Annotated in this window: 13 protein-coding genes; 9 read left to right on the top strand and 4 right to left on the bottom strand. The window is 72.4% G+C overall.

The window, feature by feature from the left end; translation table 11 throughout:
* The first annotated feature begins 969 nt into the window (after window positions 1-969).
* Window positions 970-1,353 carry a DUF3040 domain-containing protein gene (locus tag IOD16_RS28800; protein WP_033437744.1) on the top strand — a complete coding sequence of 128 codons (384 nt, stop codon included), beginning with the start codon at window positions 970-972 and terminating at the stop codon, window positions 1,351-1,353.
* A gap of 191 nt (window positions 1,354-1,544) precedes the next feature.
* Here the strand turns inward: IOD16_RS28800 and IOD16_RS28795 are convergent, their stop codons facing one another.
* The 3 genes from IOD16_RS28795 to IOD16_RS28785 are packed head-to-tail and all read right to left on the bottom strand — an operon-like array spanning window position 1,545 to window position 6,360.
* Entirely contained in the window at window positions 1,545-3,983 is a 2,439-nt protein-coding gene (locus IOD16_RS28795) for a transglutaminase family protein (RefSeq protein ID WP_201436858.1), read from the bottom strand.
* On the bottom strand, window positions 3,984-5,249 hold the full coding sequence (locus tag IOD16_RS28790; RefSeq protein ID WP_123746096.1) for a DUF58 domain-containing protein: 1,266 nt from the start codon (window positions 5,247-5,249) through the stop codon (window positions 3,984-3,986).
* A 1-nt stretch (window position 5,250) separates the two neighbouring features.
* Window positions 5,251-6,360 carry an AAA family ATPase gene (locus IOD16_RS28785; protein ID WP_123748408.1) on the bottom strand — a complete coding sequence of 370 codons (1,110 nt, stop codon included), beginning with the start codon at window positions 6,358-6,360 and terminating at the stop codon, window positions 5,251-5,253.
* A gap of 488 nt (window positions 6,361-6,848) precedes the next feature.
* On the opposite strand from IOD16_RS28785, the gene mraZ reads away from it, so the two are divergent.
* The 8 genes from mraZ to murD all read left to right on the top strand — a co-directional run bounded on the left by mraZ (window position 6,849) and on the right by murD (window position 16,606).
* A complete protein-coding gene (mraZ, locus tag IOD16_RS28780; protein ID WP_053715381.1) occupies window positions 6,849-7,280 on the top strand; it encodes a division/cell wall cluster transcriptional repressor MraZ in 432 nt (143 codons plus the stop codon).
* Between the two features lie 169 nt (window positions 7,281-7,449).
* Window positions 7,450-8,397, top strand: a complete 948-nt coding sequence (rsmH, locus tag IOD16_RS28775) for a 16S rRNA (cytosine(1402)-N(4))-methyltransferase RsmH (RefSeq protein ID WP_123746097.1) — start codon at window positions 7,450-7,452, stop codon at window positions 8,395-8,397.
* Complete coding sequence (locus tag IOD16_RS28770; protein ID WP_201436856.1) at window positions 8,394-9,074, top strand: hypothetical protein; 681 nt, start codon at window positions 8,394-8,396, stop codon at window positions 9,072-9,074. The genes rsmH and IOD16_RS28770 overlap by 4 nt, the downstream gene beginning before the upstream one ends.
* A 68-nt stretch (window positions 9,075-9,142) precedes the next feature.
* The gene (locus IOD16_RS28765) at window positions 9,143-11,053 is read left to right on the top strand and encodes a peptidoglycan D,D-transpeptidase FtsI family protein (protein WP_201436855.1); all 1,911 of its coding nucleotides are present in this window, start codon (window positions 9,143-9,145) and stop codon (window positions 11,051-11,053) included.
* Window positions 11,054-11,167: 114 nt separating this feature from the next.
* Window positions 11,168-12,697 carry a UDP-N-acetylmuramoyl-L-alanyl-D-glutamate--2,6-diaminopimelate ligase gene (locus tag IOD16_RS28760; RefSeq protein ID WP_236594442.1) on the top strand — a complete coding sequence of 510 codons (1,530 nt, stop codon included), beginning with the start codon at window positions 11,168-11,170 and terminating at the stop codon, window positions 12,695-12,697.
* A complete protein-coding gene (locus IOD16_RS28755) occupies window positions 12,694-14,154 on the top strand; it encodes a UDP-N-acetylmuramoyl-tripeptide--D-alanyl-D-alanine ligase (RefSeq protein ID WP_201436854.1) in 1,461 nt (486 codons plus the stop codon). The genes IOD16_RS28760 and IOD16_RS28755 overlap by 4 nt, the downstream gene beginning before the upstream one ends.
* A complete protein-coding gene (gene mraY / locus IOD16_RS28750; protein ID WP_123746101.1) occupies window positions 14,151-15,239 on the top strand; it encodes a phospho-N-acetylmuramoyl-pentapeptide-transferase in 1,089 nt (362 codons plus the stop codon). The genes IOD16_RS28755 and mraY overlap by 4 nt, the downstream gene beginning before the upstream one ends.
* 2 nt (window positions 15,240-15,241) lie before the next feature.
* Window positions 15,242-16,606, top strand: a complete 1,365-nt coding sequence (gene murD / locus IOD16_RS28745) for a UDP-N-acetylmuramoyl-L-alanine--D-glutamate ligase (RefSeq protein WP_201441616.1) — start codon at window positions 15,242-15,244, stop codon at window positions 16,604-16,606.
* Here the strand turns inward: murD and IOD16_RS28740 are convergent.
* Window positions 16,594-16,902: a hypothetical protein gene (locus tag IOD16_RS28740; protein ID WP_201436853.1), complete on the bottom strand. Its 309-nt coding sequence runs from the start codon at window positions 16,900-16,902 to the stop codon at window positions 16,594-16,596. The genes murD and IOD16_RS28740 overlap by 13 nt on opposite strands.
* Window positions 16,903-16,939 lie beyond the last annotated feature (37 nt).

Here is a 16,939-nt window from a genome sequence, read left to right as displayed (position 1 = left end):
TCCTCTGACCGCCGTCCTCTGACCGCCGCCCTCCGATGGTCGCCGCCCTCCGATGGTCGCGGCCCTCCGACCGTCGACCTCAACCTGCTCCGCCGACCTCACCGAACCGCTGCCACCTCAACCTGCCGCCGACCGCGACCTGATCGCGCCCTCCCGCCGACAACTACCCGTCCGATCCGGACCCACCGCGCCGGCCGGTCCGTCGCAACCCGGCTCGACCTGGCAGCCAACACCGCTGCCTGCCCAGCTCAACCGCCCCGATCAACCGCGGCCGTCCCGAACCGACCGGAGTCGGTCCGGGGCGGCGGTCGATCACGGGTCGTCGGGCCGGTCCTGTCCGGCTCCACCGGCCCGGGAAGAAAGGAGGGCAAATCAAGCGGATCGCGTCCCGCACGCCCGCTTGCTGATCTATCCACTCAAGAGGCAGTCGCTACGCAAAGCGAAGTGACAAACACGCTGAGCTAACAATGCGATGCGGGTCGGTTCGGGTCCGGTTCGTAGTTCCGTACTCGGCCCTCGGCGCAGCTCGCCGGGGCGGGGAGGGGGCGCGACCGGCTGTGATCTTGGTCTCCGCCGGCTCGGTCGGCGGCGTGTCCGGTCGACTACGGGCCGTGCGCGGGAGGTCCGAAAGTGGGACCGGAGAAGAGGTGAGCGGGCACCGTGGGTCGTTCAGGGGTCACGGTTGCGTAGTCATGGGCTCTGGATCACCCTCGCAGGGGAGTGAACATCGGAGCTTTCCGGGGGCTTGACAGTTGACCTCGGGGCCACTTGTGCGACCTCACGGTGGTCTGACCGTTGACCCGTGAGGATGATGGTGACAGAACGAACCGCTTAGGGGCACGGACTGGGTAGTCGCCAAGCCTCGCGAATCGTATCCTGGTTGTGACGCCCCCAGGGCGGGGCGTCCGCCGGGACCGGCGGCAACCGTGATTACCCGGCGCCCGCGACCGCTGTGCCGGAGGAGGAGCCATGCCACTCTCCGAGCACGAGCAGCGACTGCTCGACCAGATCGAGCGCGCGCTCTACGCCGAGGACCCGAAGTTCGCATCCACTGTGCGCGGTGCCAAGCTGCGCAAGCCGTCCCGACGGCGTCGCATCCAAGGCATCGCGTTGTTCGCCGTGGGTGTGGCACTGCTGGTGACGGGTGTGATGTTGCCGAAGCTCGCTGGTATCCCGGTGGTGAGCGTGGTCGGCTTCCTGCTGATGTTCTTCGGCGTACTGCTCACCGTGACGACGTTGCGTCGTGGTGACCAGGGTGCCGAAGAGCCCAGCGAAGAGGGAAGCCGGCCCAGCCGCAGCTCGTTCTCACAGAAGATGGAAGAACGTTTCCGTCGCCGTTTCGAGGACGAGTAGTCCGCGCGACAGCCCGATTGAACGACTGAACAACGCAGACGGCCCGCCCCGGGAACCTCCGGGGCGGGCCGTCTGCGTGCGGGGCAGTCCAAGCCAGGCAGCAGCCCTTCGGTCAGGCAGCAGGAAGAGGGCCGGGGGAGTGTCGAAGTCCCCCGGCCCTCAGCCGACTCACGCCGCTCGCCGCCCCGCGGTCACTCGTCCGGGTCCTGCTCCACCGGGGGCTTCGGCTGGAGCACCGAACGCGGCAGGACCTTGGCCTTCAGCGCCAACGGCGCGTTGCGGTTCAGGCTCTGGCGCACGTTGTCCACCGCCCCGGGCAACGACGGGTCCGCGGCCGACTGCGCGCTGTACCAGGACCGCTCCACCGCGCCCACGACCGCACGCAGCCCGTCCCGCCCCTGCTCATCGAGGTTGTGCACCCGCACCAGCCGCCGCGCCGCGACCCGCACGGTCTCCGTGCGCGGCACCCGCGTCCCCCGGTCCACGGACTCGGCGACCAGCTCCTGCCACGCCGCGCTCGCCGCCTCCGGACCCAGCCCGGCCACCGCGCGCAACCGCTGCTGCCGCCGCCAGGTCCGCACGGCCGCCGGTGTGGCCACCGCCAACGCCAGCAGCAGCAGCACCGCCAACCACCACGACAGCAGCGCCAACACCAACGCCGCCACGACCGCCCAACCAGCCACGGCCGCCACCACCGCGGCCGTCCGCAGCCACACCGGCCGGGCCAGTCGCGCACCGCCGAACCGCACGGCCAACGTCGCCAGCAGCGCGAGCAGCGCGACCACCCCGAGCGTCACCAGGTGCCACGTGGGCGTGGACTCGTCCGCCGAGGACGTCCCGTCCTGCCCCAACGCGTCCGGCACGGCCGACGCGGACGCCGACGTGCCCGGAGCCACCGTGGTGGTCGTGGTCGTCGTGGCGCTCGCGCTGGGGTCGTCTTCCTCGTCGTCGGCGTCCAACCCGGAGATGTAGGGCGGGGTCACGCCGCGGCCGTCCGACAGCGGCGTCGGGTCGAAGGTCATCCAGCCGTAGCCGGCGAAGTAGATCTCGACCCACGCGTGCGCGTCCTGCGACGTGATGGTCTGCACGTCGCCGGTGGCGTAGCCGGCGGTGAAGCCGAGCGCCACCCGCGACGCCATGCCGACCGACCGCGCCATGATCGCCATCGCCGACGCGTACTGCTCGCAGTACCCCTTCTTGCCGTTGAACACGAAGTCTTCCAGCGCGTCGACCGACGTGTTCGCGGTCGAGGTCTGGGTCGTGTACTCGAAGCCCTGCGTGCCGTCGGTGAAGTACCGGTACAACGCCGTCGCCTGGTCGAACTGGTTGTCGTTCCCGGACACGATCCGCCGCGCCAGCTCCGCGACCCGGCCCTCGACGCCCGGCGCCTCCAGGTAGGCGGGGTCGATGTCGGCCTGCCGGCCGACCTTGCGCAGGGTGTCCGCCGACGGCGTGTCGAACACCGTCTCCAGCGTGTACTCACCGGACTTGCGCGGCCGGACGCTGTAGATCATCCCGCGCTCCGGGTCGAACCTCCAGTTGTCGTCGACCGCCCGCGCCTCGCGCGGCCGGCCGTACACCGGCAGCCAGTTGTCCACCCAGTTCACCGGCTCGATCCGGATGTCGGAGACCTCGCCGCCGCCGGGGTCGCCGGGCTGCCAGGGCAGCGGGCCGTTCGCGGGCACGCCCTCGGGCATGCTCCCGCCCAGCTCCCAGCCCTTGTCCGGCACGTACTGGCGCAACGTCATCGCCCGCAGGTACGCCGAGGTGCCCGGCATGTTGCGCACCCGGAACAGCTCGCGCGGCGCGCCCTGGTTGAGCATGCCGCGCAGCTGCGTCATCGGGTCGATGCCGAGCCCGCCGTTGCCGCCGCCGATCTCCTCGCCGGTGCCGGGGAGCCGGCCGACCGTGCCGACCACGGTCAGGCTCAGGCCCGCCAGCAGCGCGACGACCACGGCCATCCCGGCCACCGCCGTCGCCGCCGGTCCCGACCCGCTCTGCCCGCGGTGGGGCAACCGGCCGCGCCAAGCCTCGTGCCGGTGCTGCCCGTCCACGGCCAGCAGCAGCGCGAACGCCCCCGCGCCGAACACGAACGTCCACAGCGGCAGCATCTCGTCGGCCAGCGACGCGGGCACCGCGAACACGCACAGCAGCACCAGCCCCGATGCGGCGGGCGCCCCCAGGCCGACCGCCAGGGTGTCCACCAGGATCGCGACCACGCCGATCGCCACCATCACCAGGCACCGCATGGCCGGGCTGTCCGGCACCGGCGGCACACCGGTCTGCACCTCGGCCATCGAGTCGGCCAGCACCGACAGCAGGTCCTGCAACGACTGCGGACCGGGCAGCACGACGAGCACACCGCTGCGGGTGAAGATCGTCACCAGCAGGCACGTCAGCGCGAGCAGCTGCCCGAGGGCGACCACCGGCGCGGGCACCCGCGTCGCGCGCAGCAGCACGCCCGTGCCGCCGACCACCGCGATCGCCACGGCCAGGTACACCAGCCACAGCACGCCGTCGAGCACGCTCGACAACGCCGTCGCCGCGCACAGCGTGGCCAGGCCGGCCACCGCCGGTGTCGCGTTGACCACCCAGTTGTCGTTGCCCACCGCACTGGTCCTGCCGGTCACCTAGCCCACCTCCGTGCGCACCACGGGGCCGCGGTTGCCCGCGCTGTGGCACAGCTCCTGCCAGACCTGGCCCATCGGCGTCGACGGCCGCGCCACGACCACGCCCCACCCCGCGCCGCTCAGCAGCCGCTGGGCGTCGGCCGGGTCGGGCGCCGGGTCCTCGGACGCGGACGCCCACGCGCGGACGTCCATCACCACCGCGAGGCTGCGCATCCCGCGCGGCCGGTTGCGGACCAACGCGTCCACCACGGCGGGCGTGCTGCCGCCGAGGATCGCGATCACTTCCTGGCCCGCGCCGGGGTCCACCCCGGTGGCGGGCTCACGGCGGTGCGACGGCGCCAGCGCGGCCAACGCGTCCAGCACCACCGCGTCGCTGTACCCGCTGTTGCCCGGACCGCCCGCCAGCACCCGGCCGTCGTCGCCGACCAGGCGCACCTGGTGGCCGTACCGGTGCAGGTGCAGGCAGATGGACGCGGCCAGGGAGACCGCCCACTCCAGGCTCGCGCCGGGACCGCTGCCCCGGTGCGCGGCCAGCCGGTGGTCCAGCAGCACCGTCGTGCCGCCGCGCCACGGCCGTTCCTCGACCCGCACCATCAGCTCGTCGCGCCGCGCGGTCGAGCGCCAGTGCACCTTCCGCAGGTCGTCGCCGTGCCGGTAGGGGCGCACGACCGCGTCGTCCTCGCCCTGGCCGGCTCGCAGCCGGATCGAGCCGTCGTCACCGGAGCCCATGCCCGAACCGCTCGGCAGCCCGGCCAGCCCCACCACCCGGGGCACCACGACCAGCCTGCTGCGGCCCGCCATCTCCCGGTCGAACTCGGCCAGGCCGAACGGGTCGGTGATCCGCGCCATCAGCGGACCCACCTGCTGCACGCCGCGCATCACCGGCTTGAGCGGGTAGCGCAGCACGGTCACCGTGTTGCGGGGCAGGCGCTCCACCACGAACCGCGGGCGCGCGCCCAGCGCGTACGGCACCGCGTCCTCCAGCAGCAGCCCGCCGGTCGGCAGTCGTCCGGCGCTGCGCAGCTCCACCCGCACGTCCGTCGCCGAGCCCACCTGGACGCGGCTGGGGTGCAGCAGCCGGGTCGCGTGCAGGCCGACCCTGGCCCGCTGCGCCAGCCAGGCCGCCAGCAGCGGCAGGGCCACCACGAACGCGGCCACGCGCAGCAGGTCGCGCTCGTTGAGCACGATCGCGCACAACCCGGCCGCGAACCCCGCGGCCAGCAGGCACCGGCCCCGGGTGGTCAGCCCGGACAGGGCTCCGCGCATGTCAGCGGTGGTTGTTCGGGTTGACGTTGTGCAGGAACTGCCCGGCCGGGTCCAGCGCCGCCTGCGGCACCGGCACCCGTTGCAGCAGGTTGCGCACCAGGTCGGCCGACGACCGGCGGGCCGCCTGCGCCTCCGCGGTCAGCACCAGGCGGTGCGCCAGCACCGGCACGGCCACCGCGTGGATGTCGTCGGGCACCACGAAGTCGCGACCGGCCAGCGCGGCCTGCGCCCGGGCCGCCCGCACCAGCTGCAACGTCGAGCGCGGCGACGCGCCCAGCCGCAGCTCGGGCAGCCGCCGGGTGGCCCCGACCAGGTCCACCGCGTACCGGCGGATCTCCGGCGAGAGGTGCACCCGCCGCACCACGGTGACCAGCCGGAGCACCTGCTCGGCGTCGGACACCGCGCGCAGGTCGGCCATCGGGTCGTGGCCCGCGTGCTCGTCGACCATCGCCAGCTCGGCCGCCGGGTCCGGATAGCCGATGGAGACGCGCGCGGTGAACCGGTCGCGCTGCGCCTCGGGCAGGGCGTAGGTGCCCTCCATCTCGATCGGGTTCTGCGTGGCGATCACCATGAACGGCGCGCCGAGCGGGTAGGTCTGCCCGTCCACCGTGACCTGGTGCTCTTCCATGCACTCCAGCAGCGCGGACTGGGTCTTCGGCGAGGCCCGGTTGATCTCGTCGCCCACCACGATGTTCGCGAACACCGGGCCGGGGCGGAACTCGAAGTCGTTGTCCTGCCGGTTGTAGATCGACACGCCGGTGATGTCGCTCGGCAGCAGGTCGGGCGTGAACTGGATGCGGCTCACGGTGCAGTCGATGGACCGGGCCAGCGCCTTGGCCAGCGAGGTCTTGCCGACGCCCGGCACGTCCTCGACGAGCAGGTGGCCCTCGGCCAGCAGGGTGACCAGCGCGACGCGGACGACGTCCGGCTTGCCGACGATCACCTTCTCCACGTTGGCGGCGATCCGGGCCACCGTGGCGTGCAGCTCCGCGAGCGCTTCCTCCCGGACCGGCACGTGGTTGGCGTGCGGGGTCCGGTTGTCGGCTCCGGCGGCGGGTCCCGCCTGGTTGCCCGCCGGCGAGCCGCTGCCCCCGTAGGAGTGTTCTGGCAGCGCGGCTGGCTGTGTACTCGGAGTCACTCGACCTCCTGGAGCAGGGCGCGGCCCTACCGCGACCGGTTCGCGGTGGCGGTGAGCGTTTCACGCAGTGTGTCAAACCAGGGCGAAGCGCCCTACACCGATTGAACAGTTTCGTGCCTGGGGATTCCACGGGCCGCCGAACCGGCCGGTTCACCCCCGCTCCACCACGATTCCCCACCAGGGTCGCCGGAGAACCGGTTTTGCCCGATTTCGCTGGGCCATCCGGGTGGAGTTCGGGCCGGATCGGCTCACCTGCGGGGGTGGTCGCGCTCGGCGTCCCCCACCACGCTCCACAGTGGCCATCTTCCTTCTACCTGCGCAAACGCTCCGGCAAGGGCTGTGCGACCACCCGTTTCAGCGTTGACTGTGGTGAAAAGTGGGGTACTGTGGCGGCCGGTGGGGCAGACGGGGGCTCCACTGCCGGTCGGAAGTGAAGCTTCCGGCGTCGGGAGGTGGGCGCCGTGTTCCTGGGCACGCACTACCCGAGGCTGGACGACAAGGGCCGACTGACGCTGCCTGCGAAGTTCCGGGACGCGCTAGCGGGGGGTCTCATGGTCACCAAGGGCCAGGACCACTGCCTCTACGTGTTCCCTCGGGCCGAGTTCGAGCAGATGGCGCGCAAGGTGGCGGACGCTCCTTTCACCAACGAGGCGGTCCGCGCCTACCAGCGCTACCTGTTCGCGGGGACGGACGAGCAGCGGCCGGACGGCCAGGGCCGGGTGTCGATCGCACCGGAGCTGCGGCGGTACGCGGGGCTGACCAAGGAGTGCGTGGTCATCGGCGCGATCAACCGCTTGGAGATCTGGGACGCGCAGGCGTGGCAGCGCTACCTCGAAGAACACGAGGACAGCTACGCCACGGCGCGCGAGGAGGTGCTGCCCGGCGTCTTCTAGATCGGCTGGAAAGGCCGTTGTTTCGAGGTTTCGGGTGCCGTGAGGCCTCGGTCCGCTCGGCTTTCGGCCCTGGCGCACCTTCCCCGGCGCCAGGTCCGACGGGCGGGCGGGGACCTGACGACACCCGAATTTTCTTGTCTTGTGAGGGGGGACCATCGAGGGAGGGGACATGGTGGAGCAGGCGCGTCACGTGCCGGTGCTGCTCGATCGCGTCCTCGACCTGCTGGCCCCCGCGTTGGCCGATCGGGACGCCGTGTTCGTCGACTGCACGCTCGGTCTCGGCGGGCACTCCGAAGCGGTGCTGCGAGCGCACCCGCGGGTGCGGCTGATCGGGCTGGACCGCGACCCGCAGGCCATCGAGCTGTCCCGGCGGCGGTTGGCGCCGTTCGGCGACCGCGTGGAGTTCGTGCAGACCACGTACGACGGGATCGCCTCGGCGGTCGGCGGCGCGAAGGTCGACGGGATCCTGATGGACCTCGGGGTGTCCTCGCTGCAACTGGACGCCGAGGAACGCGGGTTCGCCTACTCCAAGGACGCGCCGCTGGACATGCGGATGAGCGCCGGCACCGGGACGACGGCGGCCGACGTGCTGAACACGTACTCGGTGGACGACCTGACCCGGATCCTGCGCGACTACGGCGAGGAGCGGTTCGCCCGCAAGATCGCCGGGGCCGTGGCGCGGGAGCGCGAGCGCGAGCCGTTCACCACCAGCGGCCGGCTGGTCGAGCTGCTGTACGCGGTGGTGCCCGCGGCGACCCGCCGGACGGGCGGCCACCCGGCCAAGCGGACGTTCCAGGCGTTGCGCATCGAGGTGAACGAGGAGCTGGAGTCGCTGCGCCTGGCGCTGCCCGCCGCGCTGTCGGTGCTGGCCGTCGGCGGGCGCATCGTCGTGGAGTCCTACCAGTCCTTGGAGGACCGGATGGTCAAGCGGGCGTTCACCGCGTTGGCCACGTCGACGTCACCGCAGGACCTGCCGGTGGAGCTGCCCGGCCACGGTCCCCAGCTGCGGCTGGTGACCAGGGGCGCGGAGCAGGCGAACGAGCAGGAGATCGAGGAGAACCCGAGGGCCGCCTCCGTGCGGCTGCGAGCGGCGGAACGCGTCCGGGAGGCGACATGAGCGCACCGGCACGGACCGGGGGCGGCGCGTCGTCACCGGCCAGGTCGTCCAAGCCCCGTGAGCGCTCGTTGAAGGCCGTGCCGGCGGAGCGCCGCCGGTCGGCCGCGGCGGAGCGGGCCTACGCGCGACGTGCGCAGCGCACGTCGTCGAAGCGCCGTCCGGCGGTGACCCGTCAGCCGGCGGCGGCGCCCAAGGCGCCGTTCGTGGTGATGGTGATGATCGTGCTCGGCGTCGGCATCGCGGCGATCATGTGGCTGGCGACCCAGGCGACGGCGGACTCGTACCGGTTGCAGGACGCGCGGGCCGAGGAGACCCGGCTCGCCCGGCAGGTCGAGCAGCTGCGGCAGGAGGTCGCGCTGGCCGAGTCGCCGCCCGGCCTGGCCGACGCCGCGACGAAGCTGGGCCTGGTCCCGGCGGGCGACCCGGCGCGGTTGCGGCAGCTGCCGGACGGTTCGGTCGAGATCTACGGCAAGCCGTCCGCGGTGCGGCCGCCGCCACCGCCCACGTCGTCCACCACCCCGCCCGCGCAGACGTCGACCGGGCAGCCCCCGACCGGGCAGCAACCGCCGACCGGGCAGCAACCGCCGACCGGGCAGCAACCGCCGACCGGGCAGCAACCGCCGACCGGCGACCAGACCGGGCAGCAGGCGGGCGGTCAGCAGCCGCCGCCGGGCTGACCGGGCGGACCAGCCCGGACGCGGAGCACGGACGAACCAGTGGAACAGCCGGTACCAGGAGGTCAGTGATGCCGGGGCCCAGCCGGGGCAGACCCGTGCGACGCCCGTTGTCCGTCCGGGGACCCGCTCCCCGTGCGCGGCGCGGAGGCAACAGCCGGGTCCGGCTCACGGTCGGCCGGTTGCTGCTGGTGGGCGCGCTGCTCCTGGCCGGGCTGAAGCTCGTGCAGGTCCAGGGCTTCCAGGCGGAGGCGTTGTCCGCGCAGGCCGAGCAGCAGCGCGCCACGCAGATCGAGATCCTGGCGCCGCGCGGCTCGATCCTGGACCGCAACGGCAACCAGCTGGCGTTCAGCGTGGAGGCGCGCGCGCTCTACGTCGTGCCGCAGCGGATGCGCCTGGAGTGGGCGAAGGCGCTGGAGAGCGACCCGGACATCGGCACCTTCGAGGACCGCCTCGCCGACATCGCCGAGTTCGTCGAGCAGACGCTGGGCAAGGAGGTCGCCGGGCAGAAGACCGACCGCGACACCATGCTCGCGAAGCTCTCCCAGGACACCACGTACGTGGAGCTGGTGGACAACGTCGACCCCGGCAAGGCCGCCGTCATCACGGACAAGTACTACGACATCGGCTCCGAGGCGCGGGCCGTGCGCGTGTACCCGAACGGCGAGCTGGCCTCGAACATCATCGGCGCGGCGAACTGGCGCAAGGACACGGAGCCGCCCGCCACGCACGGCCTGCTCGGGTTGGAGAACGCGCAGGACAACCTGCTCGCCGGGCGCAACGGGCTGCGGGTCGTGGACACCATGCAGGGCAACGACGACGTGGTCATCCCGGGGCCGAACCGGTCGCAGGAGCTGGCCGCCGCCACGCCCGGCAAGAGCCTCGAGCTGACGCTGGACCTGGACACGCAGTACGCGTTGCAGCGCATGGTCACCGACTACACGGTCCGGACGGCGGCGCGCAGCGGTTCCGCGGTGGTGATGGACTCCCGGACCGGCGAGATCCTGGCGATGGCCAACGACAAGACGTTCGACCCGAACGACTTCGGCAAGGCCACCGACGACCAGCTGCGCAACATCGCCGTCACCTCGGTGTTCGAGCCGGGGTCGGTGAACAAGGTGGTGACCGCGGCGACGGCCGTCGAGGACGGCGTCTACCAGCCCGACAGCGTGCTGCGGGTCGACGGCAGCATCGAGGTCGCCGACCGGGTGATCGGGGACTGGTGGGACCACGGCCTGCTGGACATGACGTTCACCGGCGTGTTCGCGAAGTCGTCCAACGTGGGCACGCTGATGACGGCGCAGAAGATCGGCCAGGACCGGTACTCGGACATGCTGCGCAAGTTCGGGCTCGGCAAGCGGACCCAGTCGGGGCTGCCCGGCGAGGAGCCCGGGTACGTGCCGCCGTTGAAGCAGTGGTCCGGTTCGACGTTCGGCAACCTGCCGATCGGCCAGGGCCTGAACATGACGTTGCTGCAGATGACCGGGATGTACCAGGCGATCGCCAACGACGGTGTGCGCATCGCGCCGCGCATCGTGCGGGCCGAGGTGTCGGCCGACGGCAGCCGCAAGGAGATGAGCCCGCCGGAGACCGAGCAGGTCGTGTCGCCGCAGACGGCCCGCACGGTCCGTGACATGTTCCGCGCGGTGGTGCAGAAGGCGTCCGGGCCGGACTCGGCGCTGCAGAGCGGCACGGGCACGCCGGCGGCGCTGCCGGGGTACCAGATCAGCGGCAAGACGGGCACGGCGCAGCAGATCGACCCGAAGTGCGGCTGCTACAGCAGTTCGCAGTACTGGATCACGTTCGCGGGCATCCTGCCCGCCGACGACCCCAGGTTCGTGGTCGGCATCATGCTCGACAACCCCACCCAGAGCCCCCAGTCGGCCGCGCCGCTGTTCCACGACATCGCGTCGTACCTGGCGCAGCGCTACCAGATCCCGCTGTCGGCGGAGCAGAGCCCGATCGTGCCGCTGGTGCACTAGGGGCAGCGGCTCGACCTCGCACTACGTGGAATCTATTCAGGTTTGGTGACGGCAAGGCGGTCCGGAGTGGACGTGCCGGACGAACACTCTCCGTGCGCCGGTAGCCTTCCGCGCGTGCCTGCCAAGCTCGAGGGCAAGGTCGCGACCGCTCCGCCTCGCCCTTCCCGCACCCAGCCCGTTGCCGTGTCCGAGCTCGCCACGACCATCGACGCTCACCTGACCGCCCCCGACCGGGCGCACGTCCAGGTCAGCGGCGTGACCTTGCGCGCCCAGCACGTGCGACCCGGCGACCTGTTCGCCGCGCTGCCGGGCACGCGGGTGCACGGCGCCGACTTCGCCGCCCAAGCCGTCGAGAACGGCGCGGTGGCCGTGCTGACCGACGCGGAAGGAGCGGCGAAGGTCCACGGCGTGCCCGTGCTGGTGCACCCGGACCCCCGGGCGGTCCTCGGGCTGCTCGCCTCCGGCGTGTACGGCGACCCGTCCACCGAGCTCGCCGTGTGGGGGGTGACGGGCACCTCCGGCAAGACCACCACCAGCTACATGATCGAGTCGGCGCTGCGGGCCGCCGGTCGCGCCACCGGGCTCATCGGCACGGTCGAGACGCGCGTCGCGGGCAACCGGCTCGACAGCGCCCTCACCACCCCCGAGGCCCCCGACCTGCAGGCCCTGCTGGCCGTGATGGTCGAGTGCGGCACCACGGACGTGGCCATGGAGGTCTCCAGCCACGCCCTGCGCCTGGGCCGGGTCGGCGGTGTCGGGTTCGCGATCGGCGCGTTCACCAACCTCTCCCAGGACCACCTGGACTTCCACCCGGACATGGAGGACTACTTCCGGACCAAGGCCGAGCTGTTCGACGGCCGGGCCCGCACCGAGGTGGTCTGCGTGGACGGCGAGTGGGGCCCTCGCCTGGTCAAGGACGCCACCGTCACGGTCGCGACCACGAAGCCCGCCGACTGGACGGCCACCGACGTCACCGTCTCCGCCACCGGTGAGCAGACGTTCACCGCCCACGGCCCGGACGGCGTCACGCTCGACGTCGAGCTGAGCCTGCCCGGCGACTTCAACGTCGCCAACGCCCTGCTGGCCATCGCCTGCCTGCACGTGCGGGGCATCCCGCTCGACGCCGTCCGCGAGGGCCTGCGCACCGTGCAGGTGCCCGGCCGGATGCAGCGCGTCGACGAGGGCCAGGACTTCACCGCCGTCGTCGACTACTCGCACAAGCCGGCCGCCGTCGCCCTCGCGCTCCAGGCGGTCCGCGCCCGCGCCACCGGCCACGTCATCACGGTCCTGGGCTGCGGCGGTGACCGCGACACGGCGAAGCGCCCGCTCATGGGCGAGGAAGCCGCGCGGCGCAGCGACGTCCTGATCGTCACCGACGACAACCCGCGCACGGAGGACCCGGCGCGCATCCGGGCCGCGATGCTGCACGGCGCGCTGGCCGTGCCCGACGCCGAGCGCGGCGAGGTCGTGGAGATCGGCGACCGCCGCCGCGCCATCGAGCACGCCGTGTCCCTCGCGCGCGCCGGCGACGTCGTCGTGGTCGCGGGCAAGGGCCACGAGACCGGCCAGGAGGTCGCGGGCGTCGTGCAGCCGTTCTCCGACGTGGACGCACTGACCGACGCGATCAGAGGAGCCACCCGGTGATCCAGCTCAGCCTCGCCGAGATCGCCGAGGTCGTCGGCGGCACGCTGCACCACGCCACCGGCGCCGAGGTGGTCACCGGCAGCGTCGAGTTCGACACCCGCGAGATCACCCCCGGCGGTCTGTTCCTCGCGCTGCCCGGCGCGCGCGTCGACGGCCACGACTTCGCCGCCCAGGCCGTGGAGCGGGGCGCGGTCGGCGTGCTCGCGGGCCGGGAGGTCGACGCGCCCGCGGTCATCGCGCCGCCCGTCGACCGGGCCGAGGGCAACGCCTACGTGCTGTCCGGCGACACCGACGGCGCGGGCGCGGCGGTGCTGACCGCCCTGGCCAAGCTGGCCCGGCACGTCACGGACCGGCTGGAGGACCTGACCGTCGTCGGCGTCACCGGGTCGTCCGGCAAGACGTCCACCAAGGACCTCATCGCCCAGGTGCTGGCCCCGCTCGGCCCGACCATCGCGCCGCCGGGGTCGTTCAACAACGAGCTGGGCCACCCCTGGACGGCGTTGCGGGCCGACGAGGACACCCGGTTCCTCGTCCTGGAGCTGAGTGCGCGCGGCATCGGCCACATCGCCGAGCTGTGCCGGGTCGCCGTGCCCCGCGTCGGCGCGGTGCTGAACGTCGGCAGCGCGCACGTCGGCGAGTTCGGCTCCCGGGAGAACATCGCCCTGGCCAAGGGCGAGCTGGTCGAGGCGCTGCCCGAGGACGGCATCGCGATCCTCAACGCCGACGACCCCCTGGTCGCGGGCATGGCCGGCCGCACGAAGGCCAAGGTCGTCCTCGTCGGCGAGAACCCGTCCGCGCAGGTCCGCGCGAAGGGCGTCGAGCTGGACGAGCAGGCACGCGCCCGCTTCACCCTGGTCACGCCCGTCGGCGAGGCGGACGTCCGCCTGGCCGTGCACGGGCCGCACCAGGTCGGCAACGCCCTGACCGCCGCCGCCATCGCCATCGAGCTGGGCGCGACCCCGGCGCAGGTCGCGGAGAGCCTCGGCGCCGCGGCACGGGTGTCCGCGCACCGCATGGCGGTCTCCGAACGTCCCGACGGTGTGACGGTCGTCAACGACGCGTACAACGCCAACCCGGAGTCGGTGCGCGCGGCGCTCAAGTCGCTCGCCACCATCTCCCGGTCCGCCACGCCCGCCCGCCGCAGCTGGGCGGTGCTGGGGCCGATGGCCGAACTGGGCGCGGACTCGATCCGCGCGCACGACGAGATCGGCAGGCTCGCGGTCCGCTTGGACATCAACAAGCTGGTCGTGGTCGGTCAGGACGCCCGCGCGATGCACCAAGGGGCGCACCTGGAAGGATCTTGGGGCGAAGAAGCGATTTTGGTGCCCGACGTGACGGCGGCCGTCGAGCTGCTGCGCGACCAGGTGCGGCCCGGTGACGTCGTCCTGGTGAAGGCATCCAACTCATACGGCCTGTGGCGGGTTGCCGAGGCTCTCCTGGAGGCGGGCAGCAAGTGAAGAGCATCCTGATCGCGGCGGCCATCGCCCTGATCACGTCGATCATGCTGACGCCCTACCTGATCAAGATCTTCTCCCGGCAGGGTTTCGGCCAGGAGATCCGCGAAGAGGGCCCGCAGAGCCACAAGACCAAGCGCGGCACGCCCACCATGGGTGGCGTCGCGATCCTGGTCGCGATGTGGGCGGGCTACCTCGGCGCGCACCTGGTGAACTCCATGTCGGCGTCCGCGCAGGACCAGACGCCGAGCGCGTCCGGCCTGCTGGTGCTGATGCTGACCACGTCGCTGGGCGTGGTCGGCTTCCTGGACGACTTCATCAAGATCCGCAAGCAGCGCAACCTGGGCCTGAACAAGACCGCGAAGCTGGTCGGCCAGTTCGTCGCCACGATCATCTTCGCCGTGCTGGTGATCCAGTTCCCGAACCGGGACGGGTACACGCCGGCCTCGGTGAACCTGTCGTTCGTGCGCGACATCAGCGTGGTGTCGTTCGGCGTCGTCGGCTTCGTGGTGTTCTGCTACGCCGCGATCAGCGCCTGGTCGAACGCGGTGAACCTGACCGACGGCCTGGACGGCCTGGCCGGCGGCACGTCCGCGATGGTGCTCGGCACCTACGTGGTGATCAGCTTCTGGCAGTTCCGCTACAACTGCTCGAACCTGCTCGTGGCCGGCTGCTACGACGTGCGCGACCCGCTGGACCTGGCGCTGGTCGCCGCCGCCGCGATGGCCGGCTGCATCGGCTTCCTGTGGTGGAACGCCGCGCCCGCCAAGATCTTCATGGGTGACACGGGCTCGCTCGCGCTGGGCGGCCTCGTCGCCGGCCTGTCCATCGCCACCCGCACCGAGCTGCTGATGGTCGTCATCGGCGGCCTGTTCGTGGTCGAGGCCTTGTCGGTGGTGCTGCAGGTCGCGGTCTTCCGCACGTCACGACGGCGGTTGTTCCGCATGGCGCCGTTCCACCACCACTTCGAACTCGCCGGGTGGGCGGAAACCACGGTGATCATCAGGTTCTGGCTGCTCGCGGGCATGTGCTGCATGCTCGGGCTCGGCCTGTTCTACAGCGAGTGGCTGACCGCGGTCGAGAGCTGACGATGGGCTTCCTCGCAGGTCGTCACGTGCTCGTGGCCGGCGCCGGCGTGACCGGCCGGTCGGCGGCGGAGGCGTTGCTGGCGGCCGACGCCGTCGTCACCGTGACCGACGGCTCGGCCGACCGCCTCGCGGCGCTGGAGCAGCTGCTGCCCGGGGTGACGCTGACACCCGGCCTGGTCACCCCACCCGACGGGACCGACCTGGTCGTCACCAGCCCGGGGTGGCGTCCGTCCAGCCCGTTGCTGGAGGCGGCGACGGCGGCGGGCATCGAGGTGATCGGCGAGGTCGAGCTGGCCTGGCGGATGGGCCTGGAGCTGGCCGACCCGCCGACGTGGCTGGCCGTGACCGGGACGAACGGCAAGACCACCACGGTCGGGATGCTGGAGTCGATCCTGCGGGCGGCCGGCATCGACGCCGTGGCGTGCGGCAACGTCGGCCTGCCCGTGGTGGACGCCCTGCTGGCCGGTCGGCGGGTGCTGGCGGTGGAGCTGTCGAGCTTCCAGCTGCACTGGTCGCCGTCCGTGCGGCCGTTCGCCGGGGTGCTGCTGAACCTGGCCGAGGACCACCTCGACTGGCACGGCACGTTCGAGGCGTACGCGTCGGCGAAGGCCGGTGTGCTGACCGGCGAGGTCGCCGTGGGCGGGGTGGACGACCCCGTGGTGGCAGACCTGCTGGCCTCGTCCCCGGCCGCGACGCACGTCGGGTTCACCCTCGGGTCGCCGGAGGAGGGCCAGCTCGGCGTCCACGACGGCCAGTTGGTCGACCGGGCGTTCGGGCAGGCCGACGAGGTGCTGCTGCCCGTCGCCGACGTCCACCCCGGCGGGCCGCCCGGCATCGCGGACGCGTTGGCGGCGGCGGCCCTGGCCCGTGCGCACGGCGTGCCCGCCGACGCGGTGGCGCGCGGGTTGCGCGACTTCAAGCCCGGGGCGCACCGGGCCGTGCTGGTGACGACGGTCGACGGCGTCGCCTACGTCAACGACTCGAAGGCCACCAACCCCCACGCGGCGGCGGCGTCGCTGCGGTCGCACGACAGCGTGGTGTGGGTGGCCGGTGGGCTGCTCAAGGGCGCGTCGGTGGACGAGCTGGTGCGTGACGAGGCCCACCGGCTGCGCGGGGCGGTGCTGATCGGCGCGGACCGCGAGGTGATCGCGTCGGCGTTGGCCCGGCACGCGCCGTCCGTGCCCGTGGTGGTGCTGGACGACGGGTCCATGGCCGACGCCGTGCGCGAGGCCCGTTCGCTGGCGAAGCCGGGGGACGCCGTGGTGCTCGCCCCGGCTGCCGCGTCGATGGACATGTTCACCGACTACGCCCACCGGGGGCAGTCGTTCGCCGATGCCGTGCTGGGCCTGGTCGGTCAGGCCGGGTAGGTCGAGTGGATCGAGTAGATGCTGTCCGGGTCCTTCAGGTAGGCGTGGGCGGCGTCGATCACCGCGCACGGCCAGGTCGTGCGGCAGGTGAGGCACTGGCCGGCGGTGTCGGCCTTGTGGGTGGTCAGGGTCGCGCGCAGGGCGGCGACCAGGCGCGGGACTTCGGTGCGCGCGACCGCGAGCACGGTCTGGTCGTCGGTGTCGTGCTCGGTGGTCAGCAGCTCGACGGTGTCCAGGTAGCCGAGCATGTCCTGGTTCAGCAGGTGGTGGGCGCGAGCAAGCGCAGCGGAGGTCATGCGGGCAAAGGTGCACCTCAGCGATCTGTGGTGCAAC

Source organism: Saccharothrix sp. 6-C (assembly GCF_016695385.1).
In the GTDB taxonomy this organism is placed as follows: domain Bacteria; phylum Actinomycetota; class Actinomycetes; order Mycobacteriales; family Pseudonocardiaceae; genus Actinosynnema; species Actinosynnema texasense.
Note: the sequence above shows the minus strand (reverse complement) of the source record. Positions and strands in the feature narration are given on the sequence as shown.

Coding starts and splice junctions, on each gene's coding strand:
- IOD16_RS28800 (WP_033437744.1), top strand. CDS start 970: ATGCCACTCTCCGAGCACGAGCAGCGACTGCTCGACCAGATCGAGCGC.
- IOD16_RS28790 (WP_123746096.1), bottom strand. CDS start 5,249: ATGCGCGGAGCCCTGTCCGGGCTGACCACCCGGGGCCGGTGCCTGCTG.
- rsmH (WP_123746097.1), top strand. CDS start 7,450: ATGGTGGAGCAGGCGCGTCACGTGCCGGTGCTGCTCGATCGCGTCCTC.
- IOD16_RS28770 (WP_201436856.1), top strand. CDS start 8,394: ATGAGCGCACCGGCACGGACCGGGGGCGGCGCGTCGTCACCGGCCAGG.
- IOD16_RS28765 (WP_201436855.1), top strand. CDS start 9,143: ATGCCGGGGCCCAGCCGGGGCAGACCCGTGCGACGCCCGTTGTCCGTC.
- murD (WP_201441616.1), top strand. CDS start 15,242: ATGGGCTTCCTCGCAGGTCGTCACGTGCTCGTGGCCGGCGCCGGCGTG.
- IOD16_RS28740 (WP_201436853.1), bottom strand. CDS start 16,902: ATGACCTCCGCTGCGCTTGCTCGCGCCCACCACCTGCTGAACCAGGAC.